28 protein-coding genes are annotated in these 25,694 nt (G+C 40.1%); 20 read left to right on the top strand and 8 right to left on the bottom strand.

What is annotated here, in order from left to right:
* Positions 1 to 17: 17 nt before the first annotated feature.
* The 4 genes from PQ578_RS20605 to PQ578_RS20590 all read left to right on the top strand — a co-directional run bounded on the left by PQ578_RS20605 (position 18) and on the right by PQ578_RS20590 (position 4,220).
* A complete protein-coding gene (locus tag PQ578_RS20605; RefSeq protein ID WP_273836479.1) occupies positions 18 to 2,141 on the top strand; it encodes a BglG family transcription antiterminator in 2,124 nt (707 codons plus the stop codon).
* Position 2,142: 1 nt separating this feature from the next.
* Positions 2,143 to 2,580, top strand: a complete 438-nt coding sequence (locus PQ578_RS20600; RefSeq protein ID WP_160921705.1) for a PTS mannitol transporter subunit IIA — start codon at positions 2,143 to 2,145, stop codon at positions 2,578 to 2,580.
* Between the two features lie 2 nt (positions 2,581 to 2,582).
* A complete protein-coding gene (locus PQ578_RS20595; protein ID WP_273836474.1) occupies positions 2,583 to 3,734 on the top strand; it encodes a mannitol-1-phosphate 5-dehydrogenase in 1,152 nt (383 codons plus the stop codon).
* Between the two features lie 156 nt (positions 3,735 to 3,890).
* Complete coding sequence (locus tag PQ578_RS20590) at positions 3,891 to 4,220, top strand: DUF1516 family protein (RefSeq protein ID WP_098446026.1); 330 nt, start codon at positions 3,891 to 3,893, stop codon at positions 4,218 to 4,220.
* 443 nt (positions 4,221 to 4,663) lie between these two features.
* Here PQ578_RS20590 and PQ578_RS20585 read toward each other — a convergent pair whose 3' ends face one another.
* On the bottom strand, positions 4,664 to 5,176 hold the full coding sequence (locus PQ578_RS20585; RefSeq protein ID WP_224885070.1) for an acyl-CoA thioesterase: 513 nt from the start codon (positions 5,174 to 5,176) through the stop codon (positions 4,664 to 4,666).
* A gap of 100 nt (positions 5,177 to 5,276) precedes the next feature.
* The gene (locus tag PQ578_RS20580) at positions 5,277 to 6,011 is read right to left on the bottom strand and encodes an arylamine N-acetyltransferase family protein (protein ID WP_273836469.1); all 735 of its coding nucleotides are present in this window, start codon (positions 6,009 to 6,011) and stop codon (positions 5,277 to 5,279) included.
* Between the two features lie 145 nt (positions 6,012 to 6,156).
* On the opposite strand from PQ578_RS20580, the gene PQ578_RS20575 reads away from it, so the two are divergent.
* From PQ578_RS20575 to PQ578_RS20565, 3 genes are read left to right on the top strand one after another with little or no spacing between them, the layout of a single operon-like run.
* On the top strand, positions 6,157 to 6,900 hold the full coding sequence (locus PQ578_RS20575) for a divergent polysaccharide deacetylase family protein (RefSeq protein WP_273836514.1): 744 nt from the start codon (positions 6,157 to 6,159) through the stop codon (positions 6,898 to 6,900).
* Between the two features lie 14 nt (positions 6,901 to 6,914).
* Entirely contained in the window at positions 6,915 to 7,136 is a 222-nt protein-coding gene (locus PQ578_RS20570; RefSeq protein ID WP_273836521.1) for a hypothetical protein, read from the top strand.
* Between the two features lie 52 nt (positions 7,137 to 7,188).
* Positions 7,189 to 7,584, top strand: a complete 396-nt coding sequence (locus tag PQ578_RS20565; RefSeq protein WP_273836467.1) for a DoxX family protein — start codon at positions 7,189 to 7,191, stop codon at positions 7,582 to 7,584.
* Between the two features lie 111 nt (positions 7,585 to 7,695).
* Here the strand turns inward: PQ578_RS20565 and PQ578_RS20560 are convergent, their stop codons facing one another.
* A complete protein-coding gene (locus PQ578_RS20560) occupies positions 7,696 to 8,598 on the bottom strand; it encodes an aldo/keto reductase (protein ID WP_273836464.1) in 903 nt (300 codons plus the stop codon).
* A gap of 630 nt (positions 8,599 to 9,228) precedes the next feature.
* Between PQ578_RS20560 and PQ578_RS20555 the strand changes: the two genes are divergently transcribed.
* From PQ578_RS20555 to PQ578_RS20535, 5 genes are all read left to right on the top strand, one after another.
* Positions 9,229 to 9,768 (top strand): hypothetical protein, encoded by a 540-nt coding sequence (locus PQ578_RS20555; RefSeq protein ID WP_273836462.1) that lies wholly within the window; start codon positions 9,229 to 9,231, stop codon positions 9,766 to 9,768.
* Positions 9,769 to 9,896: 128 nt separating this feature from the next.
* Positions 9,897 to 10,997 carry a M24 family metallopeptidase gene (locus tag PQ578_RS20550; protein WP_273836461.1) on the top strand — a complete coding sequence of 367 codons (1,101 nt, stop codon included), beginning with the start codon at positions 9,897 to 9,899 and terminating at the stop codon, positions 10,995 to 10,997.
* 133 nt (positions 10,998 to 11,130) lie between these two features.
* Positions 11,131 to 11,568: a disulfide oxidoreductase gene (locus tag PQ578_RS20545; protein ID WP_159780873.1), complete on the top strand. Its 438-nt coding sequence runs from the start codon at positions 11,131 to 11,133 to the stop codon at positions 11,566 to 11,568.
* Positions 11,565 to 12,029 carry a thioredoxin family protein gene (locus PQ578_RS20540; RefSeq protein ID WP_273836458.1) on the top strand — a complete coding sequence of 155 codons (465 nt, stop codon included), beginning with the start codon at positions 11,565 to 11,567 and terminating at the stop codon, positions 12,027 to 12,029. Before PQ578_RS20545 ends, PQ578_RS20540 begins: the two co-directional genes overlap by 4 nt.
* A 108-nt stretch (positions 12,030 to 12,137) precedes the next feature.
* Positions 12,138 to 12,887, top strand: a complete 750-nt coding sequence (locus tag PQ578_RS20535) for an SDR family oxidoreductase (protein WP_224885086.1) — start codon at positions 12,138 to 12,140, stop codon at positions 12,885 to 12,887.
* A 56-nt stretch (positions 12,888 to 12,943) separates the two neighbouring features.
* Here the strand turns inward: PQ578_RS20535 and PQ578_RS20530 are convergent, their stop codons facing one another.
* Positions 12,944 to 14,158, bottom strand: coding sequence for a DUF819 family protein (locus PQ578_RS20530; RefSeq protein ID WP_160921719.1), 1,215 nt, complete (start codon positions 14,156 to 14,158; stop codon positions 12,944 to 12,946).
* A 168-nt stretch (positions 14,159 to 14,326) separates the two neighbouring features.
* On the opposite strand from PQ578_RS20530, the gene mscL reads away from it, so the two are divergent.
* From mscL to PQ578_RS20505, 5 genes are all read left to right on the top strand, one after another.
* Positions 14,327 to 14,836, top strand: coding sequence for a large conductance mechanosensitive channel protein MscL (gene mscL / locus PQ578_RS20525; RefSeq protein ID WP_337958037.1), 510 nt, complete (start codon positions 14,327 to 14,329; stop codon positions 14,834 to 14,836).
* Between the two features lie 96 nt (positions 14,837 to 14,932).
* Positions 14,933 to 15,637: an alpha/beta hydrolase gene (locus tag PQ578_RS20520; RefSeq protein WP_273836451.1), complete on the top strand. Its 705-nt coding sequence runs from the start codon at positions 14,933 to 14,935 to the stop codon at positions 15,635 to 15,637.
* A 74-nt stretch (positions 15,638 to 15,711) separates the two neighbouring features.
* Positions 15,712 to 16,386, top strand: a complete 675-nt coding sequence (locus PQ578_RS20515) for a nucleotidyltransferase domain-containing protein (RefSeq protein WP_273836449.1) — start codon at positions 15,712 to 15,714, stop codon at positions 16,384 to 16,386.
* A 44-nt stretch (positions 16,387 to 16,430) separates the two neighbouring features.
* Positions 16,431 to 16,760, top strand: coding sequence for a tRNA-binding protein (locus tag PQ578_RS20510; protein ID WP_273836448.1), 330 nt, complete (start codon positions 16,431 to 16,433; stop codon positions 16,758 to 16,760).
* Positions 16,761 to 16,848: 88 nt separating this feature from the next.
* The gene (locus tag PQ578_RS20505) at positions 16,849 to 17,604 is read left to right on the top strand and encodes a nucleotidyltransferase domain-containing protein (protein WP_273836446.1); all 756 of its coding nucleotides are present in this window, start codon (positions 16,849 to 16,851) and stop codon (positions 17,602 to 17,604) included.
* Between the two features lie 55 nt (positions 17,605 to 17,659).
* On the opposite strand, the gene PQ578_RS20500 is transcribed toward PQ578_RS20505, so the two are convergent.
* Together PQ578_RS20500 and PQ578_RS20495 are read right to left on the bottom strand one after the other, a co-directional pair.
* Positions 17,660 to 19,603, bottom strand: coding sequence for an oxidoreductase (locus PQ578_RS20500; RefSeq protein WP_273836444.1), 1,944 nt, complete (start codon positions 19,601 to 19,603; stop codon positions 17,660 to 17,662).
* 152 nt (positions 19,604 to 19,755) lie between these two features.
* A complete protein-coding gene (locus PQ578_RS20495; protein WP_273836443.1) occupies positions 19,756 to 20,613 on the bottom strand; it encodes a DegV family protein in 858 nt (285 codons plus the stop codon).
* Positions 20,614 to 20,761: 148 nt separating this feature from the next.
* Between PQ578_RS20495 and uvsE the strand changes: the two genes are divergently transcribed.
* Positions 20,762 to 21,727, top strand: coding sequence for a UV DNA damage repair endonuclease UvsE (uvsE, locus tag PQ578_RS20490; RefSeq protein WP_273836441.1), 966 nt, complete (start codon positions 20,762 to 20,764; stop codon positions 21,725 to 21,727).
* Between the two features lie 268 nt (positions 21,728 to 21,995).
* Here the strand turns inward: uvsE and PQ578_RS20485 are convergent, their stop codons facing one another.
* Positions 21,996 to 22,580 (bottom strand): TetR/AcrR family transcriptional regulator, encoded by a 585-nt coding sequence (locus tag PQ578_RS20485; protein WP_273836439.1) that lies wholly within the window; start codon positions 22,578 to 22,580, stop codon positions 21,996 to 21,998.
* A gap of 128 nt (positions 22,581 to 22,708) precedes the next feature.
* On the opposite strand from PQ578_RS20485, the gene PQ578_RS20480 reads away from it, so the two are divergent.
* Positions 22,709 to 23,698, top strand: coding sequence for an NADPH:quinone oxidoreductase family protein (locus tag PQ578_RS20480; protein ID WP_273836438.1), 990 nt, complete (start codon positions 22,709 to 22,711; stop codon positions 23,696 to 23,698).
* Positions 23,699 to 23,743: 45 nt separating this feature from the next.
* Here the strand turns inward: PQ578_RS20480 and PQ578_RS20475 are convergent, their stop codons facing one another.
* Entirely contained in the window at positions 23,744 to 24,382 is a 639-nt protein-coding gene (locus PQ578_RS20475) for an O-methyltransferase (protein ID WP_273836436.1), read from the bottom strand.
* A 355-nt stretch (positions 24,383 to 24,737) separates the two neighbouring features.
* On the opposite strand from PQ578_RS20475, the gene PQ578_RS20470 reads away from it, so the two are divergent.
* Positions 24,738 to 25,634: a hypothetical protein gene (locus tag PQ578_RS20470; protein WP_273836435.1), complete on the top strand. Its 897-nt coding sequence runs from the start codon at positions 24,738 to 24,740 to the stop codon at positions 25,632 to 25,634.
* Positions 25,635 to 25,694 lie beyond the last annotated feature (60 nt).

The following is a 25,694-nucleotide window of genomic DNA, read 5'->3' as shown; positions in this document are numbered from 1 at the left end:
AATTCGAGGTGAACCACGTGTTTATTTCAGCAAGGGAACGAAGGATTCTTCAGCTTCTATTAGAGAATGATGACTATTATACGGTCAAAGGGATTGCTCAAGTACTTGAGGTAAGCGAGCGAACGGTTCACCGTGACTTAGTCGGCGTAGAGGATATTCTTACTCAGTATGATTTATTCTTACAAAAGAAAGCTGGAGTAGGCGTTCAAATTGATGGTCAAGAATCTAGACGAGCTGAGTTGAAAAGCTATCTAGTTGATCTAACCATTACAGAATATACGCAACAGGAGAGGGAGACGTTGATTCTATGCAAGCTATTGGAATCAGCTGACCCTATTAAGTTAGTTGGGCTAGCGAATGACTTGAAAGTGACAGTTGCTACTGTCAGTCATGATTTAGACAAAGCGGAAGAATGGCTTGAAAAAATGCAGCTTTCATTAATAAGAAAGCGGGGGTATGGCGTGCAAGTTGATGGGGCTGAAGCCTTGAAGAGACACGCCATGAGCTCCTTGCTTGCGCATGAGTTTAATGATTCAGACTTTTTTACATTGTTAAAGAAGTCGATCCAAAAGAAATCTCAAACTACTGCTCTCCAATCTGCTTCTGAACGATTGCTAGGGTTAGTTGATCGAACTAAGCTTTTGAAGGTTGAGACAATCGTTGATGATGTTAACAATGAGCTACCCTATATGATCGCTGATAGTGCATATATTGGTTTAATCGTCCATCTGACCCTAGCTGTTGAGCGTATTCAAAAGGGTGAAAAAATCGAGATAGATGAAGCGTATTTAAATACCCTAGTGAATACGAAAGAGTTTGGTTTTGCTAGAATAATCGGTACAAAACTTGAAGAATCTTTTAATGTCTTAATACCTGAAGCTGAGATTGGTTATATCACCATGCATTTACGCGGAGCGAAATTGAGAAATACCGGAGATTACTATTTGGAAGAAACGAATTATCCGATTCTCGTTAAAACAAAGGAGTTAATCCGCTATGTAGATAACCACCTCAATGCGGGTTTAGTAACTAATGAATCTCTTTTAGAAGGATTAGTGACACATCTCGGTCCTGCTACACATCGCGTTAGGCAAAACATGAATATCCATAATCCTTTACTTACAAAAATAAAAGCAGACTATGCTGAATTATTCCAACTGCTTGAAGAAGCGTTAAAAGAAACTTTTCCGGGGATACCCATTCCTGATGAAGAAGTTGGTTTTCTAGTTCTCCACTTTGGTTCAGCTCTTGAAGGTCGCTTTCAACATAACGAAGTGAATATTCTTGCCGTATGCTCAAGTGGTATCGGGACATCCAAAATGCTGGCTACTCGGTTAAAACAGGAGTTGCCAGAAATTCATACCATCAAAAGTGCTTCATTATTTGAATTGCAAGATGAAGATCCTGAAAGCTATGACCTCATTGTTTCAACCATTCCTCTTCCAGATTATGAAGGCGAGTATATTAGGGTAAATCCTTTTTTAACGGAGGAAGAGGCAACGCGCATCCGCTCGACACTACAAAAGAAGTCGCTGATGAAAAAAAGAAGTACGGTAGAGAAACCTAAGAAGAACAAGGAATCTTTATTTATTTCAAACGATGAAGCAACCATCTGGTTTCGTAAAGCTGGAATATATAGCACGACTGTATCTTCGGTAATAGAATTATTTCGAGTAAATCAATCTGAACACAAAGAGGTCGAGAAACTCTTAGAAGAAGAGTGTATGCGTTTAGAAAAACTTAATGCGATCAGCTATTCACCAGAAGTTAAAGAGGCGCTTCTGAAGCGTGAAGCCATAAGTGGAGTGGGTATTCCAGAGACTTCACTTGCATTGTTTCATACGCGGACACCTGAAGTTAAAAAACCAGTATTTACAATTGGTCGATTGATAGAACCGATTCAGCGAAAGGCAATGGATGGTTCACTCATTGAAATAGATACTGTTCTTTTACAACTGGCACCAGAGGATTCACCTGTGGAAAGTATCGAAATCATGAGCTACATCAGTTCTCTAATTATTGAATCAAATGAAAGCATCGCGCTTTTCTCGGAGAGCAATCAAGAATCAATTGGGTTGTACCTCGCTAACAAAATGAAAAGTCATGTAGAAAAACAATTAGGAATTAAAGGAGACGATTAAAATGGCAAAAGAAATTCTATCAACTGAGAACGTATTACTAAACGAAACGGCTGCAACAAAAGAAGAGGCTATCCGTATGGCAGGTCAAATCCTTGTCGACAACGGTTATGTGGATGAAAGCTACCTTGAGCAAATGCAAGAACGTGAAAAAATCACAACGACTTATATGGGCAATTCTGTTGCTATTCCTCACGGTACGGAGGATGCTAAGAAAGCTGTGAAGCATTCTGGACTATCCATCATCCAATTGCGAGAAGGCGTTGATTTCGGAGATGGAAATATTGCGAAGATTATCATTGGGATTGCTGGTAAGGATAATGAGCATTTAGAGATCCTTTCTCAAATTGCGATTGTTTGTTCTGAAGAAGAAAATGTGGAAGAGTTGATTCAAGCGGATTCCAAAGAAACGTTAATCTCCATGTTTAACGAGGTGAATTAATCATGCTTGCCGTTCATTTTGGTGCTGGAAATATTGGAAGAGGCTTTATTGGAAAGCTTCTTTCTCAATCAGGATATGAAGTATGCTTCGTAGATATCAATGAGACTGTGATTAATGAGCTTAATGAACGAAAGAGTTATACGGTAGAAATATTAGGTCAGGATAGGGAACAGATTGTTGTTGAAGGCGTAAGAGGTATTAACAGCCAACAAGATCCTGAAGCAGTAATTGATGCGATCTATCAAGCTGACCTTATTACGACAGCTGTTGGTCCTACCGTATTGAAATTGATTTCTTCTGCTATCAAAGAAGGCATCTCAAAACGTATCGCAGATGGAAAAGCTCCCGTTAACGTCATAGCATGTGAGAATATGATCGGTGGCAGTACAATGCTTCGAAATGCTGTTGAAGAAAAAATGGATGAAGCGGATCGTAAAGTGCTTGATCAATATGCTGGTTTCCCAGATGCCGCAGTGGATCGTATTGTTCCAAATCAAACGCATGAAGATCCATTAATGGTTGCGGTTGAGCCCTTCTATGAATGGGTCGTCGATCAAACGATGATGGCTGGAGAGGTTCCGGAAATAGCTGGCCTTACGTACGTTCAAGATCTTGCTCCTTATATTGAGCGGAAATTGTTCACCGTTAATACAGGACATGCCGTGACAGCTTACCTTGGTTATCAAGCAGGGTATGAGACAATAAAGGAAGCACTAGACACTGAAGATATCTATCATGATGTTAAGAATGCTCTTGAAGAGTCTGGTGAATTGCTTCAGCATAAGCACGGTTTTGAAAAAGAGGCGCATGCGGCTTATATTACAAAAATTCTTGGTCGTTTTCTAAATCCACATCTAGTGGATGAAGTTACTCGCGTTGGCCGAGCTCCAATTCGTAAAATTGGACCCGACGACCGTCTTGTTGGACCGGCACGTCAGCTCGCGGAATTAAACAAAGAACCAAACTATCTTGCGAAAGGAATTGCAGCAGCATTGCGATTTGATCCCTTAGAAGATGAAGATGCAGTTAAGATTCAAAGCAAAATCAAGAATGAGGGTATTTCAAGTGCGATTACTGCTTTTACAGGAATAAATGAGGGCGAGATTTTGTTTGATTTAATTAGCAAGCACTATAAAGAAATGTCAATCAGCTAATAAAATGGAGAAGCTCATATAGGGCTTCTCTTTTTTTGGTATATTTCGTATATTTTTGTTACGATTTTGCATTAGGACTTGTGCCAAACTCAATACAATTCTACTATTAGAGTATGACATGAGTCATATCCATTTTTAATGGGAAGGGGAACACGAATGTTTAATATTTTATTACAGTCTCACTCAGGTTCATGGGCGATTCTTGTTTTGCTTTTAGTGATTAGTTATTTTGCACCTAAGCAAAAGATCTCGCTGATGATTCAACGCTTATTTTATCTAATTATGCTTGGTACAGGTATCGGAATGCTCTTTATTCTTGGTTTTCCACTGATTTATGTACTTAAAGGAATTCTGGCGATTGTGTTAATCGGTGTTATGGAAATGATTGTAGGAAGAAAGAAGCGTGGCGAATCAACAAAGATGCTTTGGATCGCGTGTATTGTTCTAATTTTAGTGATTATTTCAATCGGGTACAACTGGATTTAATACCAAAAAGCGACGTTCCGTTTACGGGACGTCGCTTTTTCTATCCTTGTCGAGGCTAATCGGGGGCCTCCGCTTTTGATTCATCTAGCTGCAGTGACCAGCCTCTCGATCGCTTCACCATATGAAATGAACATAAAGGGCGTGTTCTTTTTATGAGGTTCCAGCGCTTTTCGGGCCTCCCGGGGCCCTTCCGCTTTTTGTTTCATCTAGCTACAGGACCCCAGTCCCTCGATCGCTTCACCATATGAAATGAACACAAAGGGCGTGTTCTTTTCATATGGCTCCAGCGCTTTTCGGGCCTAACCGGTCACTTCCGCTTTTGATCCATCTAGCTGCAGTGACCAGCCTCTCGATCGCTTCACCATTTCAAATGAACACAAAGGGCGTGTTCTTTTGAAATGCCTCCAGCGCTTGTCGAGGCTAACCGGTCACTTCCGCTTTTGTTATTCCCAGGGTTTTTCTGTGGTTAGGAGGCCGGCTAGTTCTTTACTGGCTTGTCTGTGTTCTCTTCGCTTTTCTGCTCGTGCTGGTGCTGTTTCGTGTAGATTTTTTTCTTCTTCTGATTCTGGAATTACTTTTGGGACGGGAAGTGGTTTTTTATTTTCATCCAGTGAGACAAAAGTAAGAAATGCTGTTGCTCCGATATGTCGTTCGCCTGATAAGAGATGCTCCGCAATGACTTTCACAAATACTTCCATAGAAGACTTTCCGGTGAATGTCACGTATGCTTCGAGACAAACGGAATCGTCTGGTGTAATTGGGTGTAAGAAGTCAACAGAGTCCGTTGAAGCTGTTACAACTTCACTACGACAGTGTCGCATTGCTGCAATTGATGCTATATCATCAATGTCTCTCATCAGTTGGCCGCCAAATAAGGTGTTGTGGTTGTTGGTTGCTTCTGGGAATACGTGGCTTGTTTTTACTACACGTGATTCACGAATATATTTAGATTCCATAGTTGTCTCTCCTTAGTATGCTTTTCTTGTAGTCTATCTTTACTATGCCCTTGATTGAGAGGTGAAAAACCTCTGTCTTTACGAAGAAGCGAAGAGGGTATCAAAAATAGCTGTTATATAGATAATTCCATTCATCGTCGTTTACGTCAAAGACATTTTTATGATGATGCTGAGTGATGACAAGTGAATCATCTGTAAGAGTGATCCGTCCATTGTTTGTCGCAATCGTCACTATTGTATGATTCGTAAATGGTGAATTTGGATGAGTTTGAACAAATGAACTTAATGGCTCATATTCAGCCAACGTTCGAGGCGCGGTTGAGAAGCGTATTTGAGTTTTCCATGTGTCGTTGCTAACTGCTTGTTGAAGATCATACGTATCGTTTGAACGTTGGGCAATTCTATATCGATGAAACCCATCATCAACAATTTCACCCGAGAGAAGGATCGGCGTTTGACTCGAGTTTCCAAAGCCTACATCGGTTAAGTAAGTCGTTCCTTCGAGTTCGACAAGGTTAGTTAAGTGTGTATTTTCTTTCCCCCAAATCTTTTCATCAATCGCGACAGTGCCAGTAACCATAACTGTTGTAAATCCAATTTGAGTAAGAAGCCAGTTAAAGAGAGGATTTAGTTCAAAGCACAGTCCTCCGCGCTTGTTTTCAATGATTTTTGCATACATTTTCTCAAGATCCAAATCAATCCATCTTTTTCTAGAAATATCGAGGTTTTCAAAAGGAATTTGGTGCATGTGATTTCTCTGAAGTAATTGAAGAGAATGAAAATTAACCTGCATCTGCTTGATGCTAATTCGTTTAAGATATTTCTCAACATTCATACAAAAACTCCTTTCTCTTCATTTTCTATTTTCGTGCAGATCGGCTCATAACGCAATGAATTTACCTATGTAGTCATGAAGCATGTTCCTTAGGGAATAATAAAGTGAAAAGGGGTGTGAAAGTGTGAAGAAGTGGGTTTTGTTTATGTTAATGGTTATGTACTTCCCAGCCCAGGTAGGTGCAGAAGAGAATCGTGAGCTGGCTATCGTTATTGATGACTTCGGAAATGACATGGGGGGTACGGAAGAAATGCTACGACTTCCTGTAACATTAACCGTTGCGATTATGCCATTTCTTGAAACCACTGAAAAAGATGCGGAAGAAGCGCATAAGTTTGGACACGAAGTGATTGTGCATATTCCAATGGAGCCATTGAAAGGAAAGAAGAGCTGGCTTGGACCAGGAGCGATTACAACGGACTTATCTGATGATGAAATTGAGAAGCGGGTCATGGCTGCAATTGACGCTGTGCCTCATGCAGTTGGTATGAATCATCATATGGGGTCAAAAGCGACAGCTGATGAACGAGTGATGAAAATCGTTCTTGAAGCGTGTCGAGAAAAAGGTCTTTATTATTTAGATAGCAAAACGACAGGGAAAAGTGTCATTCCGGATCTTGCAGAAGAAATCGGGGTTCCTTATCTTGAAAATGAACTTTTTTTTGATGACGTCTATACGATTCAGCATATGAATAAAAAGGCTCAAGAGCTTGCAGTAAAGCTTAAAGATGATCAGGCACATATTGCTATTGGGCACGTGGGGATTGCGGGTGAAAAAATGGTTGCGGTTTTAAACGAGTTTATTCCTATGTATAAGAATGAAGCGGTAATTGTACCACTATCTCAAATGATCCCAGGATTCGAAATGATTGATGAGAGTATGCCTTAAGATAAATGCTTTGAATGACGATTATATGGGCCTTTTTTGTAGCAATTACAGCTTTACTTGCTCAAATGGAAATTTCATTGCCACTTGTTACAATCAGTGGAGGAGTTTATCCTTTCATTATTGTTGGTTTGATTAAAGCATTTCTTGCAAGTTGGTTAGGAATTACAATTCGTAGACGTCTCATTCAAGCAAGACTTTTACAACGTACAATAGGAACAATTCAATCGAAAAACTGATCCATAAGGACAACTCATTCGTTAGCTAGGAAACAAAAGTGAGGTGTCCACCATGAAAAAACGAATGGAATGGGGCTTATTATGTGGTCGAATGATACTTGGAATAATTATGTTAGCTCATGGTATACAAAAACTAGGTGCGATGGAGAATACGATTGCGATGTTTGATAAGATTGGTCAGCCTGCAGCACTTGCATATGCAGCAGCGATTATTGAAGCAATTGGGGGAGCATTCCTGATTACTGGAATCTTTGTCATACCATCAGCGATCCTACTTGGATTAACGATGATTGGTGCTATTGTTCTGGCAAAGCTTCCAATGGGGCTTATTGGAGGTTATGAGTTCCCACTTTCTCTTCTTGGTATATCAGTGATTTTAGCTTTTACTGGTAGTCGAAAATTTGCGATATCTGAAGTTATCACGAAGAAAAGTAGAGTAACTCAATAGCGTTAAATAAACGTTTGTTTAATTTTATTAATTCAAAAAACGCCTTCTCAAATGAGAGGGCGTTTTAGTCTATTTAAGAAAAAAGGAATAGATCTCGAAAATCACTACTATTTATGGAATATCATACCCCATTGAACTTGTAAGGATCTCGAACCACTGATCACGGGTTAATGAGTACGAAAGTGCATCAACTGCACTATCGATGCGCTCAGGCTTACCTGATCCCACGATTGGCATAATGTTTGCCGGATGGTTGAGGAGCCAAGCATATAGAACCTGATCCATTCCTTCAGCACCGATTTCAGAAGCGACTTTCTTAACCGTTTCGCGAAGACGTACGGCTTTTTCGTCATTCGAAGTGAATACATTTCCACCTGCAAGGGGAGACCAAGCCATTGGCTTCATTCGTTTTTCTTGACAGAGATTAAGGGTACCATCCTCAAAGTTCTCAAGGTTATAAGCAGAAAGCTCAAGCTGGTTTGTAATGAGAGGCTGCTCGACATACGATTGAAGCATGTTAAATTGGTGGTGTTTAAAGTTAGAAACGCCAAAATGACGAACTTTTCCTTCTTGTTTTAATGTAGAAAAGGCTTCAGCCACTTGTTCTGGGTCCATAAATGGATCTGGACGGTGGATGAGAAGAACATCAATATGATCAATACCAAGTGAGATGAGCGATTGTTCAGCAGAAGTGATAATGTGCTCCTTACTTGTATTGTAATGATGTGATTGGTGAGCTGGTCTGTTTGGTGATTCAATCACAATTCCGCATTTTGTAACGATTTCCATTTGGTCACGTAAGGAAGGTTTCAGAGCGAGAGCTTTTCCGAAAAGCTCTTCACATTCGTAACTTCCATAAAGATCGGCATGATCGAAGGTAGTAATGCCACGATTAAGGTTATGTTCAATGAGTGAAAGGGTTTCTTCACTCGTTTGATTCCAATCTGCCAGTCGCCAAAGACCATGAATAATACGAGAAAAAGATAAATCTTCTGTTAAATGAACACGTTGCATGGATAGTCCCCCTATTTTTTATGTGCTTTTCTTATAATAGAGGAATTAAACCGCTTGCACAACTATTGAGTCTTCTGTGAAATGTGCTTGATGTTAATGATAATGCTTCTCATTATCATTAAGCCGTGCTATAATGATAAAAACATTCAAAATAAGAGGTGGATAAAATGGTTGAAACGTTACAGATATCCATGTTTTTGTTCATTTTGCTCTTGTCTTTCACAGCATTTGCGCTAGTTTTGAGAGCAGAGGCGGTTAAAAGTGGATTACGCGAAAAGAAATCAAGCGCATTTGAATCAACACCTTCGATTTCATTTAAGAAAAGTTATTGACTTTATAATTGATAAAGATTATCATTATCATCATAGAAGAGAATAGACATGGTGTTCCCCGACACAAATTGTTCTATATATTTCAAACAAAACCAAAGAAGTTCCCCCTTCTCCAATTGTTTGATGATCGTAGCTGCCAACGCCGGCAGCTATTTTTATTTGCCGAATTTAATAATTATACAAAGCCCTTATTGTATCAGGTTTCAAAAGAAAAATTTATCCATATTTTCTCATTTACAAATTTGGATTTAGTGCTAAACTATTTTTTGGAAGTAAACATCAATAGGGGGTTTGACATATGAAGAAGTTATTATCTGTTTTAAGTTTATCCATGCTTCTGATTGTAGCAGCGTGCGGTTCAAATACAAACAGCGAAAGTGAAACAAGTGGAGAAACAGAGCAAGCTGATACGAAAAGTGTTCTACTAGATTTTCAATCAGAAGTGGTAAGTGTTCTTAAGAAACATAATGACGCAATCGTCGCTTATGAATCAGCAAAAGCTGCTTTTCATGACAGTGAAACACCTGAAGCAGACAAGCCTTCAACAGAAGAGCTTGAAGAGTTAAAAGGAAGTGCTACTGAAGCTAGTAAAGCAACAGTAGAAGGTATCAAAGGTCTATCTGTTCCAGCTGAACTAGACGACTCTAAAGAGGAAATTGAGAGTGCATTTGACGATTTAACACAAGCATATACCATTCGTGCAGAACAAGCGGACATTGCTGATCCTTCTGTACAGGAGAAGGCGCTAGAGCAATTTACCAAGTTTGAAGATAAAATGGGGAAGGTTTTTGAAGATACTGGTCTGATTAAGCCAAGTTTTGCGAAAGAGTTACAATAGATATGACAGGCCCCTGCATGTATTGCGGGGGTTTTTTTGTGTGTTAATAAAGTGCACAGAATTCACTTATGATAAGCTAGGAGAGGGAAAGTAGAAAAAAGCTTAATTTATATAAAGGAAGTGTCACTATGAACACACGTTTATCAAAAATGACAGATTGGCTTATTGAACAAAATCAAGACTTTGCTTATATTCATTCATCTTCGAATGTCTTTTACCTATCTAGTTTTCACTGTGAACCACATGAACGGTTACTTGGTCTTTTTATCGTTCCTAACCAAGAACCATTCCTTGTAGTTCCCGGGATGGAAGTTTCCCAGGCACGAGACGCAGGATGGGAATATGAGATCATCGGCTATAGCGATTCAGAAGATCCTTTTGACTTTATTCATGAGGCATTGAAAGAACGTGGTGTGCATCAACCAACTAGTGCTTCAATTGAGAAAGGAACGCTTGCCTATGAACGCGCTGAAGAATTGCAAACTCGCTATCCGAAACTTCAGTATCATTCAGCAGAGCTTGGTCTGAATCAATTTCGTCTTATTAAAGATGAGGAGGAAATTGAAGTGTTGCGCGAAGCAGCAGCACTTGCTGATTTCGGTGTAGAGACCGGGGTAAAGGCTTTACGCGAAGGCATTACTGAAATGGAAGTACTCGCTACAATAGAATTTGAGTTGAAAAAGAAAGGTATTCGAGAGATGTCTTTTTCTACGATGGTTTTGTTTGGAGAGAAATCAGGTCAACCACATGGTAACCCTGGGGATCGTCAATTGAAAAAAGGTGACCTCGTTTTATTTGATCTTGGTGTTGTCCTTAACGGTTATTGCTCTGATATTACCCGGACAGTAGCCTTCGGTGAAGTGAATGAGAAGCAAGAAGAAATCTATAATACGGTGTTACGTGCCCAAATAGAATCACTTCATATCTCTAAGCCGGGAACTAGACTTGGCGATATTGATCTTGCGGCAAGAAATGTGATTTCTAATGCAGGCTATGGTGATTATTTCCCACATCGAATCGGTCATGGCATCGGGATTGAAGTACACGAGTTTCCATCGATGAGTGAAAAAAACAATAGCTTGCTACAAAAAGGTATGACTTACACGATTGAGCCGGGCATCTACTTGCCGGACGTTGGTGGGGTAAGGATTGAAGATGATGTACTTGTTACGGAGAATGGGTATGAGACGTTAACAAAGTATCCGAAGGAATTACAAATTATTGAATAAGTGAAAAACCAGGGCCGACTCTGATAAGGAGTCGGCTTTGTAATCGTATTGTCACGTTTCATCTTTTTAAAAGTCGATTGCTGTGGTGTATAATGGAACTACATTTTGGTGTGAAAAGAAGAGAGGTACAGCTGTGAAACCTGAGCAAAAAAGTGAGTATCTGTTATTTGGCGCCTGGGCTACTTCAGTCCTTGCCCTTGCTGGAAGTTTGTATTTTTCTGAAGTAATGAAATATGAACCATGTGAGCTATGCTGGTATCAACGAATTCTTATGTATCCTTTAGTCATTTTCCTTGGAATTGCTATGATAAGAAAAGATGCGTCACAATGGTTATATGTCTTGCCGTTATCGGTCATTGGTGTATGTGTTTCTCTTTATCATTATTTGATTCAAAAAACATCTTTTTTTGCAGATTCAGCGCCCGCTTGTGGGAGAGTTCCGTGTACCGGAGAGTATATTAATTACGCCGGGTTTATCACGATTCCGTTTCTAGCACTCATTGCTTTTCTTTCGATTACGATGATCATGTTGTTGTTAAATAAGCAGACAAAAAAGGAGAAAAACGTATGAAGAAAGCTATTATTTTTCTTGGTATTATTATCGTATTATTTGGAGCGCTCGCATTTGTTACAAATTACAGCAATAGTGAAAAAGCAGAGGGAAATCCTTACGGGAAAGACTCACTAGATCCTGCAACGATCGATCAGCTCGATGATCCGCTTTACCAAAATCAAATTCTTCCTGATGAGCTCGATAAAAAACTTTCTAACGAAGATGATGCATTTGTCTATTTCTATAGTCCAACTTGCATTCATTGTAAAAACACCTCTCCGATACTTGTGCCACTCGCAGAAGATATGGATATTGACCTAAAGAAGTACAATGTTCTCGAATTTGAACAAGGTTGGAATGACTATCAAATTGAATCAACGCCAACCCTTATCCGATTTAAAGATGGGAAAGAAGTCGAACGTATTGTTGGCACCCAGACAGAGGAAACGTTCAAACAATGGATTGAACAAAATAAGTAAAGCGAAAGCACCTGGCGCAGGTGCTTTTTTGTTTGGGCACATCCGAATGTTTATAGGTGTTTCAATCGGGAACTAGAGTGGTGTAGATAACATGAAAGGTGGATAATCATGAGTCATATTAATGGAAAAGTTGTTATTATTACTGGAGCAAGTAGTGGAATCGGCGAAGCAACGGCAAAGAAACTGGCAGGAGACGGTGCGAAAGTTGTCCTTGCAGCGCGACGTGAGGATCGCCTTGAAGAGCTGAAAAAAGAAATCACAAACAGCGGTGGAGAAGCGATCATTCAAAAAACGGATGTGACGTCAAGAGAGCAAATGCAGGCTCTTGCTGATAAAACGATTGAGCAGTATGGACAGATCGACGTCATCATCAATAACGCAGGATTGATGCCACTATCCTTCATGAACAAACTTAAAATTGATGAATGGGATAAAATGGTCGATGTTAACATAAAGGGCGTACTTTACGGTATTGCTGGCGTCCTTCCTCATATGGAAGAAAGAAAATCAGGTCATATCATTAATGTTTCTTCTGTCGCGGGGCACGAAATTATGCCAGCCGGTGCAGTGTATTGCGGTACGAAATTTGCAGTAAGAGCAATTACAGAAGGTCTACGAAAAGAGATGTCTCCTTCTACAAATATCCGAGCGACAATCATTTCACCAGGGGCAGTTGCAACAGAATTAACGAATACAATTACTGATGAAGATGTACAAGAGAAGTTAAACAACCGTGGTCCAAATGGTCTCGATCCACTCGATCCCCAAGCGATTGCAGATGCAATCTATTACGCTGTTGGCCAACCTGACAGTGTGTCCATTAATGAAGTTCTTGTTCGCCCTACTTCACAAGGATAAAGGTATAGAAAAATCCGTCCCCCTAGAGGAGGACGGATTTTTCTTTGTAAAAGAAGCTAAAACATTGTGGCGACCATCCTAGCCAATTGAGCACAGAGCACAGCTGCATAGCTACCAACAACGTTACCTACAATTCCCATCAATAGTCCAACCGGAGCAAGTGAGGGTTGAAAGACAGAAGCCACGATTGGAGCTGAACTTGTTCCACCAATATTTCCTTGTGATCCAACGGCTACAAAGAAAAGTGGCGCACGCAGTAATCGTGCTGCAATAAAAATAACAAGAATATGAATACTAAGCCATACAATACCCATTAGTACATATTGGGGAGAATCGACTACATATGCAAGATCGGCTCTAGCCCCAATTGTTGCGAGCAAAAGGTATATGGCAGTATAGCCGACTTTACTAGCTCCATATCCCTCTAACTTTTTAACAGGGGTGAAAGAGAACAGAATACCGATAGCTGAAATAATCATAACGGTCCATGTAGTTGTAGAAAGAACGGCCGTTTGCGGAAGGTTCTCAGAAATTTTCAATACGATGTAAGAGACACCAAAGGCAAGTCCAAGCAAGCCTAATAGCTGAGGAACTTGAATAGGACGTTCATTCTTACGTTGAATATCATTCATTTCTTTATTCACGCTTTGAATAACTGAGTCATCTGCTTTGTTCCACTTATTAAATTTATCTTGGAATCCTGCAAGGAAAATCATAATTCCCATCCAGCTATAACCAACAACCGTATCGACAACGATAATGGGGGATAATATTTCTTTTGGTGTTCCGACTGCTTCGATCATGGCAGCCATGTTCGCTGAGCCACCAATCCAGCTTCCTGCTAGAGCAGCAACACCTGTCCAAGCATTCTCTGGTAACCATGGTTGGAAAATGGCAAGAGCAATCGGACCACCGATAATGACACCAATTGTACCAGCAAGGAACATGAGTAGTGCTTTTGGTCCTAATCGAAGTGTAGCTGGAACGTTAGCTGATAACAGTAACAGCAGTAAGCCGACAGGAAGAATATATGTGGATACAAATCCATATAAACTTGACTCTTGCGGAATAATAGCAAAGGTCGTTGAGAGCATTGGAATAAAGTATGTCCAAATTAACGGAGGTGCGTAATGGAAAATCTTTTGCAGAACGGCGTTTTTTGACTCACCAAGCATAAAGATAAATCCAACGACAACCGTTAGATAGACAAATACAGCCATCGGATCCTCAATTAAAGGATTAGCCTTTGACCAGGCTAGGGCAAATGTCATGATTGTTCACTCCTTGATGTTAGACTATAGTCGCAAAGAAACATTATATCATCTATTAGGCTTGTGACGCTTTTATAAAAAATTATAGAAAAATTACAACCATTAAAAAAATTCATAGCTTGTATGAATGACGCATACATATTGTGTAGAGTGAGGTTAAAGGAGTGAATTCCCATCGGTCTATTAAATGAATTCCGCCATTTTGCTATTAGAGGAAATGCAGCTGATATGGGGATAGGTATTGTTCTCGGTGCAGCATTTAGCAGTTTTATCGATTCACTCGTTTCGGACATTATTCTTCCGCCAGTCGGTCTTCTTTTAGCACAGATCAATTTTGCAGATTTGTATATTAGTTTGAATGGACATTACTATCCTTCCCTCTCCGATGCGAAAGAAGCGGGAGCCGCAACAATTAATTATGGTGTTTTTTTAACGACCTCCATCCGCTTTTTAATTATTTTTTTCTCTGTCTTTCTAGTTGTTCGACAACTAAATAGATGGCGCAAACCTGGACAGGACCCAATAAATTCAATGACTCGCAAGGAATGTCCGTACTGTTGTACACCCATCCCCTCTAAAGCGGTGATTTGCCCCAATTGCTCAACATCGCTTCAAGAAGAAAGGAAAGCTTCTTTAGCAATTCACTATAGCAAAGGATCAAAAGCTTCAAAGCGTTAAAAACGGATTGGATTAAGAGCGCAATAACCGGTTAACTTTTTTCTCCTGGTGGTATTATAAAAAGTAAACTTTAGGAGGAAAGGTGAGGGAACGAATATGATCGGTTGTTTGCTCATACATGGATTTACTGGTGCACCTTATGAAGTGGAACCGCTGGCAGAATATTTTCGAAGCCATACAAATTGGGTCGTTTCATCTCCAACGCTTCCAGGGCATGGTGAACAAGATTCGCTTCGCGGTATTACTTTCCAGCAATGGATTGATACGGCTGAATCTCATCTCCAACACTTACTAGAGCAATGCGACACCGTATACGTTATAGGCTTTTCTATGGGCGGCGTTCTAGCTGGTTATTTGGCGACAAAGTATCAAGTGAATAAGTTAGTTTTATTAAGCGCAGCGCTTCAATATATTCATCCCATTCAAATGGTTAAAGACATTGGAGGGATGGTAACGGACCTATGTAGAGGACAACTATTCAAAAACGAATTGTTTATTCGTTATAGTCGAAAGGTGAGAAGTACACCATTTGTTGCTTCGCTAGAATTTCGTAAGCTGGTGCAACATCTTAAGCCTTCGTTTGAATCTGTTTTCACTCCTACGATGATTCTTCAAGGAAAACTGGATGGGCTCGTTCCTTATAAAACGGCAGATGCGATATACAACCTCATCGGTTCAGAAGAGAAACAGGTTAAGGTGATGGAGAATTCAAAGCATCTTATCTGTCATGGGGCAGATCGTAATGAGGTAATTGATTCCGTTTATCGATTTTTAACAAGTGAAACTAATGAAGATAAATAAGTAGAAAAGAACGACGGACCAACTTCGTCCTAGCAAGCTTTTTCTAAGGGTCTCGGTGAAAAGGAGAAAATGAGATGCGACATGTACTAATCACTCCACTAATGATTGAAAAATACGCAAAACGTCTTGTTGATCGATTGAAAAATCCATTGTTAAAGGGCGTTGTGATTACTGGAAGCTTTGCACGAGGGGAAGCTGGTCCATATTCTGATTTGGATATTTGGTGCTTTTATAACGAACCACTGATAAAATCACCTTCTTTGCCAGAATTAATGGGTATTTCTCTAGATATGAGAGAGGTATGCTTGAAAGATTTTAGAGATGTAGCCAATGGTTCAAAAGAATATGTAGCACCGTGTTTTGAGCAATTGAAGATCTACGGAGAGACACCATTTGTCCTACCTTCAAGAAATGAGATAAAGAGTGGTCTCATAACATTATTGCTCTCTATTGACAGTCGAATAAAACAGTTTGTTTCTCCAATCAACTCTTACGAATTACTAAACGATCTTATGTACATACTTCGCATTGAACATTTTCTCGCAACTTCTCAATATCCATTAACACTTTCAGAACTCTATTCGATGCAAATAGAGGCGAGCGATCGCTTCCTTGTTGAGCTTTATTCGGCCTTTTTATTTGGTCATAATCATCAGCAACGAACGGAAGAAGAAATCAGATTTGCTGTGCAGCAATTTGTTCAGAAACGCTTAAGCAGGAATTCGCTCATGGAACGAGAATCTGATTAAGAGTAGATAATGCTCCTGAAGAAGTAAAAGGCAGGGTGAACAGAATGGCAACGTTTGATGATTTTATGAAGCTTGATATTCGAGTAGGCGAGATTATTGAAGTCAACGATTTTAAAAAGGCGAAAAAGCCAGCTTACCAACTAAAAGTTGATCTTGGTAAGGAAATTGGTATTAAGAAGTCCAGTGCACAAATCAAGGATCTTTATGAGATTGAAGATTTAATTGGTAAACAAGTGATGGCGGTCGTAAACTTTCCTCCACGGCAAATTGCTGATTTTATGTCAGAAATACTGGTTCTTGGTATATATGGAGAAAGAGGCGTTGTTTTGATCCAGCCTGATCAAAAAGTAAAGAATGGCGATAAGCTAGGATAAGGAGTGTGCTTTAGCACTCTTTTTTGTTGTTCATCAGCTTTTTTCGCTAGGTAATGATCGATTTTGATGAAGGATTGGAGTTGGGGAGTTGAAACAGGAAGAAGCAGTAAGAGTCATAACAGGTCATCTTCAAGAGGAACCACTCGTAAAAGCGTTGTTTCTTAAAGGATCAATGGGACGGGACGAGCATGATGAGAATTCAGATGTTGATCTTTATTGCCTCGTTGATGAGGGAGATGTGGAGGCTTTCCTAAAGAAACGAAAAAGCTATTTAGAAGCCTATAGGAGTCTTCTTTTCTATGATGAAATCTTTATTATTGCGCCACAAGTGATTGCTGTGTTTGATAATTTGTTGCACCTTGATTTGTTTACAGTAACTGCTGAAACGTTAATTGAAAAAGATTTTTGCAGAGTACTTTACGATCCACATCGATGTCTAAGTCATTTTAACGAACAGTTAACTTTATCGAAACAAGAGTTTATTGATCATGTTGATGATACGGCATTCTTCTTATTTCAATATGAAAAGTCCAGAAGAAGAGGGAATGATATTTGGTCGGTTCACTTGTTGAATCAAGTCATGGTTCACTATTCACGAGTCGTTCTCCACCATTACCATCCTGAGAGAGCGCAACTTGGATTAAAAGCGCTCCACAAAACACTTGAAGAAGTGAATCTTGAAAAAACGAATGAAATCTTCCAGCATATGACGACACATGAGCATGAAAAAGCAGTACGATCGATAAGAAATTGGCTCAAAGAAGAAGAGGACTGGATACGAAATCAGCTTCAAGGAACAACGTACAGTAGTGCATTTCTTAAACGGATGATTGAATTAAATTGATTGAAAATAGAAATAACAAAAAAGGTGCTCTAAGCACCTTTTTTGTTATGAAAGATTACTGAACAGAAATTGTCTCAGGTTCAAAAGCAATTTTTGCTCCTTCATAGATCGCTCGCTTAGCATCAAGCTCTCCAGCAAGTCGTGCACCACCGATCACAGCTAAATCGATCCCTCTTTGTGATAGATCTTCATATTCCTCAGGTATATTTGACTCTTGGCCAGCTGCCAGGATGATGGTGTCAGCTTCTAGGAATTCCTGCTCACCTGTCTCTCTGTTTGTAATCTTTAACCCTTCAGGTGTGATTTCTTCGTATGAAAGGTTGGTTCTGAACGTAACCCCATTTTGCTTCAAGTCTTGCAGCATCGCCCATTTTGTCGTCTTTCCAAGCCCTTCTCCCATTTTTCCATTTCGTCTGAGAAGAAGAATGTCGTGAATTCCTTTTTCAATCAGAAAGTGTGAGACATCACACCCAATTCCACCTGCACCAATGATAATGACTTTTTTTCCAACTTCTCGGTCCCCAGAAAGAATTTCAGGATATGGAATGGCGTGTTTAATGCCATTGATGACAGGCAGCCTTGGAACAACACCTGTCGCCAGAACAACGAGGTCAGGTGAGTGGGCTAGCAAGTCGTCAGCATTCGGTTTATGATTAACGTTAATTTGAACGCCTAATCGGTTTAGCTCTGTTGTATAGTAACGAATGGTCTCATCGAATTCTTTTTTTATTGGAATTTTTCTCGCCAGATTAAATTGCCCGCCAATGGTTTCGTTCGCTTCGTAAAGCGTAACCGTATGGCCTAGTTCAGCATGGGCTCTTGCTGCCTCCATCCCGGCGACCCCGCCACCGATTACAACAACTGTTTTTGTTTTGTCCGCTTTTTTTATTGTCCATTTATGTTCTCTTCCAGCACGAGGGTTAACAAGGCAGGAGACGGCTTTTCCTTCAAAGGCATGATCCAGGCACGCTTGATTACAAGCAATACAAGTATTGATTTGATCAAGAGCTTGTCCTTTTGCTTTTGCTAGTAAATTAGCATCAGCAAGGAATGGTCTCGCCATCGAAACCATATCGAGTTTATAAAGCAGTTCTTCTGCTAGAAGTGGATCATTAATCCGATTGCTACCAATGACCGGGATGTTAACGGATTCTTTGATTTTGAGAGCAGGTTCAATGAAGCCAGCGCGTGGCACCATCATTGAAATTGTCGGGACGGTTGATTCGTGCCAACCAATACCAATATTTAAAATATCGGCCTCATGCTCTTCTAACTTCTTTGCAAGTTGGATCGTTTCTTCAGGTGTTGAAGAATCAGGTACAAGATCGAGACCGGACATTCGAAAAATAATAGGATAATCGTCTCCAACAGCGTTTCGAACAGATTTCAGTACTTCGATCGCAAACCGGGTGCGCTTCTCAAAATTACCTCCCCACTTATCTGATCGCTTATTCGTCCTCGGTGACAGGAATTGATTAATTAAATACCCTTCAGAACCCATAATTTCTACGGCATCAAAGCCAACAGCTTTCGCTTTTCTCCCTGCTTCTGCATAGGATTCAAGCAAATTAAGGATATCGATTTCAGTTAATTCTTCTGGAACCTCTCTGTGTATAGGCGATTTTATAGGAGAGGGGGCGACGGATGGCACGCCATTCATTTGTGAATAGGCATATCGACCAGCGTGAAAAAGTTGCGCAGCAATGCGCCCGTTTGCCTCGTGGACGCTATCTGTAAGTCGTTTCATCACTCTAAGATCATCTTCCCTGTAGAATCCTAGAAAATGATGTCCTCCATCTCCTTCGGGAGAAACGGAAATGCCACCAGTCACAATCAGTCCAGGACCGTTATCACCTGACCGTTCAGTATAGAAGGAAATGAGTGCATCCTCCTGATCCTTACTTCCTTCCATTCCAAGGTGCATCGACCCCATCATCACTCTGTTCGGCAAGGTCAGTTTTCTTAATTGAATAGGTTCAAATAATTTTTCCCACTTCATTTACCATTCACCACACTTCTTCGTTTTGAACATATTTCGATGAATGGTCATTCATTTCCTGTAAAGAAAGCGCTTTTTTTATTTATTTTTTGTGAGGAACGATGATAACACATAAAAAAAGAGCGCCGCGGCGCTCTTTCTAAACATGCTTTTTAGTTTTTCTTAAAGGAGACCAGAAGTCCACCTTCTCCGGCGTATGTTCCAATAAGTGGGCCCATAGTTGAGAGAATCACTTGTTTAAACGGATAGCGTTCTTGAATTTGGTCAATTAATGCCCGGGCTTTGTCTTCGCAGTTACTATGAGCAACTGCAATTACTTTATCTTCCAGGTTATGGCCATAGTCTCCGATCTTCTGAATGAATTGACGAACAGCTCGTTTATTCCCACGAATTTTATCAAGGACTTCAAGCGAGCCATCGTCATCACTTGCTTTCATAAGGAGCTTAATATTAAGGGCGGAAGCAATGGTTCCTCTCACTCGATCAAGACGTCCACCCTTGATAACGTTCTCAAGTGTATCAAGTAAAAACATCGTAAGCGTATCTTCTGTATACTCATGTGCTTGTTCAACAATGTCATTAAAGCTATGACCATCGCGTGCCATCTCCGCCGCATGATAAACAATAATCCCAAGACCGGATGAAGCTGTTTTAGAGTTAATCACTTCAATGTTTCGATCAGGATGTTCCTCATGAAACATTTTTTTCGCTAGAACAGCGTTGTCATACGTACTACTAAGTGCTTCAGAAAGCGCTACTACAAGAATATCGTCTTCCGGACTAGTTTCTTCAAATTTTGTAAGAAAGTCCTGGGGTGATGGGGCAGAAGACTTAGGAAGTTCTTTTGATTTTTTTAGTTTCTGATAGAACGTCGGTGTATCAAGATCTACTCCAGCTTTGTATTCTTCGTCACCAAAGAGAAGGTTGAGTGGAACTACCGTTACGTTCAATTCATTGAGCAGTTCTTCAGGGAAGTCAACACTGCTGTCAGTAATGATTCGAGTTGCCATACAATTACCCCTTTTTTATTATTACCCGCATCCAGGTATTACGTCTATTGTACCACGCTTCCACTCCTAATCGAGGGGAAGTTATTGCTCATGGATGAAGAGTGAAATGGACAGCCTAATAGAAAGATTTTTGAGAGGTGAGAACGAATTGACAATCATTCAACTTGGCTATGTTGCTATGAGTACAGAACTTGTAAACAGCTCTCCGTCTCAGACGATGACTTACGCGCAATTTCAGAAAATCAAAAACACAGAAGCCGCTATTCGAAAGCTTGAGCGGATCGCACAATCAAACTTAGAAAATTGTCTCAGACTTTTAAAACATAATAAAGGGAATGACATTCACTTCTTTCGGTTAAGTTCTCGCTTAATTCCTCTTGCAAACCATGAGGCCTTGGAAGGATGGGATTATTTAACCCCGTTAAAAAATGAGTTAAAAGAATTGGGTGATTATGCAAAAAAAGAAAAAATGAGAATCGGTTTTCACCCAGATCATTTTGTGCTGCTTAATTCTCCTAAAAAAGAAATCTTACAAGCTTCTGTTCAAATGCTCGCTTTGCACGTTCGTCTTCTTGAGGGGATGGGCATCGATTCGACCCATAGATGTGTCTTGCATGTGGGAGGTGGTTATGACGACAAAGAGCTGTCGCTTGAACGCTTTATCCATAATTGGATGTATACCCCAAAGAAAATACAAGAAACCATTATTTTAGAGAACGATGATACAACCTTCACACTTATGGATACGCTCTATTTATGTGAGAAGTTAAATGTACCAATGGTTTTTGACTATCACCACCATATGGCCTGTCATGAAACCAAAGCGTGGGAGAAGGATTGGGAGAGAGTAGTTAATACTTGGAAGAACTCGCCACTCCCTGTGAAAATGCATATTTCCTCACCCAAAAATGAGCAAGAATTTCGTAGTCATGCTGATTATGTAGATGTTGATTGGTTCTTTTCATTCTTGAACAAAGTAAAAGGGAGTACCGAGCAAATTGATTGCATGATTGAAGCGAAGCAAAAGGATGCGGCATTATTTCAATTAATGGAAAAAATCAAGAAGCGAGATGATATCGAACTCATTGATGCGTCTACATTTAGAATAAAGTAAAACCGGGCATGCTTTGCCCGGCTTTACTCTGTGATTCGTTTACTTCTTTGTTTTGTTGAGGGTTTTGTTTCATTGGCGTGGTCAACTGCCTGAGAAAGTTCTTTCTTCATACCACGTTTTTTTTCTTTTGCCATAAAATCTCCTCCTTACATGAAGTTAGCGTGTCCGAGCCGGCGAGTTTTATCCATTGCAAGTGGCTCTTCTAACATGATTCTTATAAATGGAGAAGGAATGGATTGAAAAATGCGACTGCTAACGATGAGGCGCATTAGCTTAAGTATGAGGTAATGGCTTGATAACACGCCTGTTTGTAAGCCCTGTGTTGTGAATGATCGCCGGTCATCATCCATTGAATCATATAGCCGTCAATCATAGTCCGTATGGCTCGACCAGCCGTTTCGAAATCGTTGATGACAAAGGTCTTTTCCTTCGCTCCCTGCATTAAAATCTCCTTAGAGATTGAAGCACAATTTTGGTAAAAGCGTGCGTTAATTTCACGATAACGGTTGTTTTTTGTAGCCTGTGCTAGAAAATCTAAATAAACACGATAAAATTTCTCATTCTCTTCAGCACTAACAAACACAGTATTTATATAAGCTTGAAGCATGCTTTCTGCAGATGTTTCTTTTTCAACCGCTTCTTTTTCTTTCTCATAAATTCGCTCCGTAATTTGAGCGAGGAGATTAGCAAGGACATCTTCTTTGTTTTTAAAATAATAATTCGGAACGCCTTTACTTACATTGGCATAATCCGCAATATCTTGTAGTGTCACGGCTTCGTAACCTTTATCAGAAACGGCTTGATAAGCTGCTTTAATGATTTGTTGCCGTTTTAACTCTGCTTTACGGTTCATTTGAGTCCTCTCCTTACAAAGGTTATTATACAGGAATTCAAATGAGGATTAAAGAATTCAGTTTAATTGACCAGTCAGAATAATTTCTGTTAAGCTTATACCGAATGAAAGATCAAGGAGGAATAAAAATGGATCAATTTAAAGCATTAGTTGTTAATAAAGTTGAGGATGATACAAATATAGCAATTCAGGAATTTACGAAGGAAGACCTACCTGAAGGTGATGTGTTGATCAAAGTTCATTATTCAAGCGTGAATTACAAAGATGGATTAGCAGCGCATCCAAAAGGTAATATCGTAAGAAACTACCCTCATGTTCCAGGGATTGATCTTGCAGGAGTTGTGGCTGAATCGGATCATCCAGATTGGAAAGAAGGAGATCGCGTCATCGTTACGAGCTATGAATTAGGCGTATCTCATTATGGCGGCTTTAGTGAATACGCAAGAGTAAAATCTGACTGGATTGTCCCGCTCCCCGATGGTTTATCTCTTAAAGAGGCAATGGTTTATGGAACAGCTGGCTTTACGGCCGCGCTATCTGTTTACCAAATTGAACAAGCAGGAATTAAGCCAGACAAAGGTCCTATCCTTGTAACAGGCGCTACCGGTGGCGTTGGGAGTATGGCCGTTGCGATTCTTGCCAAAAAGGGATATGAAGTTGTAGCCAGCACAGGGAAAGAATCTGAGCATAGCTATTTAAAAAAGTTAGGCGCAACTACGATTGTTAGCAGGGAAGAAGTAGCTCCAGAAGGGTTTAAGCCAATTGGTAAGCAAAAATGGGCTGGCGTAGTGGATCCAGTTGGTGGAGAAACGCTTGCAGCTGTATTAAGTAACACGATGTACGGCGGCGCTGTTGCGGTTAGTGGTCTTACAGGTGGACCCAAAGTTCCTACGACAGTATTTCCTTTTATTCTAAGAGGCGTTAATTTACTAGGAATTGATTCTGTGTACTGTCCGATGGAAAAGCGGAAAGAGATTTGGAAAAAAGCTGCTGATGAATACAAGCCCTCTGAGCATCTTGAAGCTATTCAAAATGAAATTACTCTTGATGAACTACCAGAAGTATTACACAACATTTTAAATGGAAAAGTTCGTGGCAGAACAATCGTCGCATTCTAAAAACGAGAGGCGGAGCAAAGCTCTGCCTCCTTTCATTTATTACGGTTAAGGTTTTACTCGGCAAATGGTAAGGCCATCGCAAAGAGGGAGGAGCATTGCTTCCACTCTCTCATCAGTGGCAACTTGTTCGTTAAATTCGCGTATAGCGGTTACATGAGCAGTGGTTACATTTTCATCAAAAACGTTGTCACCCTGGAGTGTATTATCAGCTACGATAACTGCTCCTGGTGTAGCTAATTTTAACGCGGCTTGAAAATAATTTGGATAATTGATTTTATCGGCGTCAATAAAGAAAAAATCGTACTGTTGACCAGCACTATGTAGAGAATCCATGTTCTGAAGAGCTGGACCAATTACATATTTAACTTTATCGCCAAGACCCGCCCTATTTAAGTTGTCTTTCGCGACATTTGCATAAGCTTCCTCTAATTCGAGCGACGTAAGTGACCCTTCTTTATCAAGAGCGCTAGCAAGCATAATACCACTATAGCCGCCTAAGGCTCCAATTTCCATAATGTTTCGTGGCTTAGCAATGCTGACAAGTAAAGAGAGAAAGCGCCCAACCTCTGGTTTAACTGAGATAGCAGGCATACCATTTTTACGAATACTTTCATTGACTGATTGCAGTGCTTCGTCTTCAATTCCGAATAGATGTTGAATATACTCATCGTGGTTACGTGCCAAGCAAATCTCATCCTTCCTCGTATTAGTGGATTCGTACTCATTGTTATGCAGTCAAAGGTGGCTGTCAAGGTTAAAGTGCTACTTTTGAAGGAGCGTCGAAAGGAAAAGGAGCAGTAGAAGAACTCGCTTCATTCTAATGCTGAGGAGTAAAGACCTATAATATTCCACAATACTTGGGAAAGTAGGAAACGATTCACGCTAATAATCCTACTAAAGTTATTGTTATTTCCCAATACCCCCTTGACGAATTGTTTGTTAAACTAGTAATAACAGCAAGGATCGGTTGCAAACATCTATCCTTTTTCCTACTTGCCTCAACGGAAGAAGGCAGCTGATTACGAAGGGAGCGTTTAGAATGCCGTTTGAGCAAGGGAGCAAAGCACTAAAATCTGATGGGCATAAGCACACTACCCAAACATCTGAGCGGGTCAATGTACCCAAACTACCAATCGCAAGTGAAGAAGGCTTTTCTAATGTTGTGAGGGATTCAAACCAAAATTATTGGTTTACCAAGCAACTTTCGCCTAATCATGTCGAGGTTTACGTCTTTGTTCATAGCCTTGCTCAACTAAGAACGTTCCAAGTAAACGGTAAACCAAGCTTTTATGAATATCCTGAAACCATTTGTATTGCTTGTGAAGGAGAAGAATGGAACGGTTGGATTTATGAGTTTTCGAAGGAAGACCCAAGGATGACACATCAGTGGCACGTGAATGGTATTTTTTGTGATTTAAAAAGAAAAGGAAATCAGCTTATTGTATCATCGTACCATGTTGAAGGGGATGAGGCCCTGTTAACAACGTTTGGTGATTCTGGCAAAAAGGTGATTCCCTTAGAAGTAGGCTATTCCCCGGTAAACATGATGATTGCTGAAGAGGGCGTTTATGTTGCTGCTCTATCGATTACTGCTTCTTACCAGGATCAGGTTCTCTTACTTGATGATACGTATCAAATTAAAAATACTTTTAAACTTGATTTTTCACCGCGAACGATTCATTCCTGGAACGGGAGTTTAATCGTCCATGGGATTAACAGAAAAACTGGTAAAAGTGATCAGCTTGTTTACATTTGTTCTAAAACAGGTCGACAGGAGAAATTCCCAATACCGAGTTGTGAACTAGTTCAGTGTTCAGAGCAGCATTTAACTTTTTATAATGCAGATACTAAAATATTATCGATATTTGACCATCAACAAAAAGAAATCGTTAGTATGAGAGAATCAGAACGTCCTTACGTATCAAATCACTTTTAATAAGAGTAAAAAAACTCGAGCTGAAAATAGCTCGAGTTTTTTTGTTATTATCCAACCTTT

The sequence above is a fragment of the Guptibacillus sedimenti genome, assembly GCF_028610665.1.
Classification (GTDB): Bacteria; Bacillota; Bacilli; order Bacillales; family Guptibacillaceae; genus Guptibacillus; species Guptibacillus sedimenti.
The sequence above is the reverse complement of the archived record's forward strand: the minus strand, read 5'-3'. Positions and strand labels throughout refer to the sequence as shown.

Coding starts and splice junctions, on each gene's coding strand:
- PQ578_RS20600 (WP_160921705.1), top strand. CDS start 2,143: ATGGCAAAAGAAATTCTATCAACTGAGAACGTATTACTAAACGAAACG.
- PQ578_RS20595 (WP_273836474.1), top strand. CDS start 2,583: ATGCTTGCCGTTCATTTTGGTGCTGGAAATATTGGAAGAGGCTTTATT.
- PQ578_RS20590 (WP_098446026.1), top strand. CDS start 3,891: ATGTTTAATATTTTATTACAGTCTCACTCAGGTTCATGGGCGATTCTT.
- PQ578_RS20585 (WP_224885070.1), bottom strand. CDS start 5,176: ATGGAATCTAAATATATTCGTGAATCACGTGTAGTAAAAACAAGCCAC.
- PQ578_RS20580 (WP_273836469.1), bottom strand. CDS start 6,011: ATGAATGTTGAGAAATATCTTAAACGAATTAGCATCAAGCAGATGCAG.
- PQ578_RS20575 (WP_273836514.1), top strand. CDS start 6,157: ATGTTAATGGTTATGTACTTCCCAGCCCAGGTAGGTGCAGAAGAGAAT.
- PQ578_RS20570 (WP_273836521.1), top strand. CDS start 6,915: ATGACGATTATATGGGCCTTTTTTGTAGCAATTACAGCTTTACTTGCT.
- PQ578_RS20565 (WP_273836467.1), top strand. CDS start 7,189: ATGAAAAAACGAATGGAATGGGGCTTATTATGTGGTCGAATGATACTT.
- PQ578_RS20560 (WP_273836464.1), bottom strand. CDS start 8,598: ATGCAACGTGTTCATTTAACAGAAGATTTATCTTTTTCTCGTATTATT.
- PQ578_RS20555 (WP_273836462.1), top strand. CDS start 9,229: ATGAAGAAGTTATTATCTGTTTTAAGTTTATCCATGCTTCTGATTGTA.
- PQ578_RS20550 (WP_273836461.1), top strand. CDS start 9,897: ATGAACACACGTTTATCAAAAATGACAGATTGGCTTATTGAACAAAAT.
- PQ578_RS20540 (WP_273836458.1), top strand. CDS start 11,565: ATGAAGAAAGCTATTATTTTTCTTGGTATTATTATCGTATTATTTGGA.
- PQ578_RS20535 (WP_224885086.1), top strand. CDS start 12,138: ATGAGTCATATTAATGGAAAAGTTGTTATTATTACTGGAGCAAGTAGT.
- PQ578_RS20530 (WP_160921719.1), bottom strand. CDS start 14,158: ATGACATTTGCCCTAGCCTGGTCAAAGGCTAATCCTTTAATTGAGGAT.
- PQ578_RS20520 (WP_273836451.1), top strand. CDS start 14,933: ATGATCGGTTGTTTGCTCATACATGGATTTACTGGTGCACCTTATGAA.
- PQ578_RS20515 (WP_273836449.1), top strand. CDS start 15,712: ATGCGACATGTACTAATCACTCCACTAATGATTGAAAAATACGCAAAA.
- PQ578_RS20510 (WP_273836448.1), top strand. CDS start 16,431: ATGGCAACGTTTGATGATTTTATGAAGCTTGATATTCGAGTAGGCGAG.
- PQ578_RS20500 (WP_273836444.1), bottom strand. CDS start 19,603: ATGAAGTGGGAAAAATTATTTGAACCTATTCAATTAAGAAAACTGACC.
- PQ578_RS20495 (WP_273836443.1), bottom strand. CDS start 20,613: ATGGCAACTCGAATCATTACTGACAGCAGTGTTGACTTCCCTGAAGAA.
- PQ578_RS20485 (WP_273836439.1), bottom strand. CDS start 22,580: ATGAACCGTAAAGCAGAGTTAAAACGGCAACAAATCATTAAAGCAGCT.
- PQ578_RS20480 (WP_273836438.1), top strand. CDS start 22,709: ATGGATCAATTTAAAGCATTAGTTGTTAATAAAGTTGAGGATGATACA.
- PQ578_RS20470 (WP_273836435.1), top strand. CDS start 24,738: ATGCCGTTTGAGCAAGGGAGCAAAGCACTAAAATCTGATGGGCATAAG.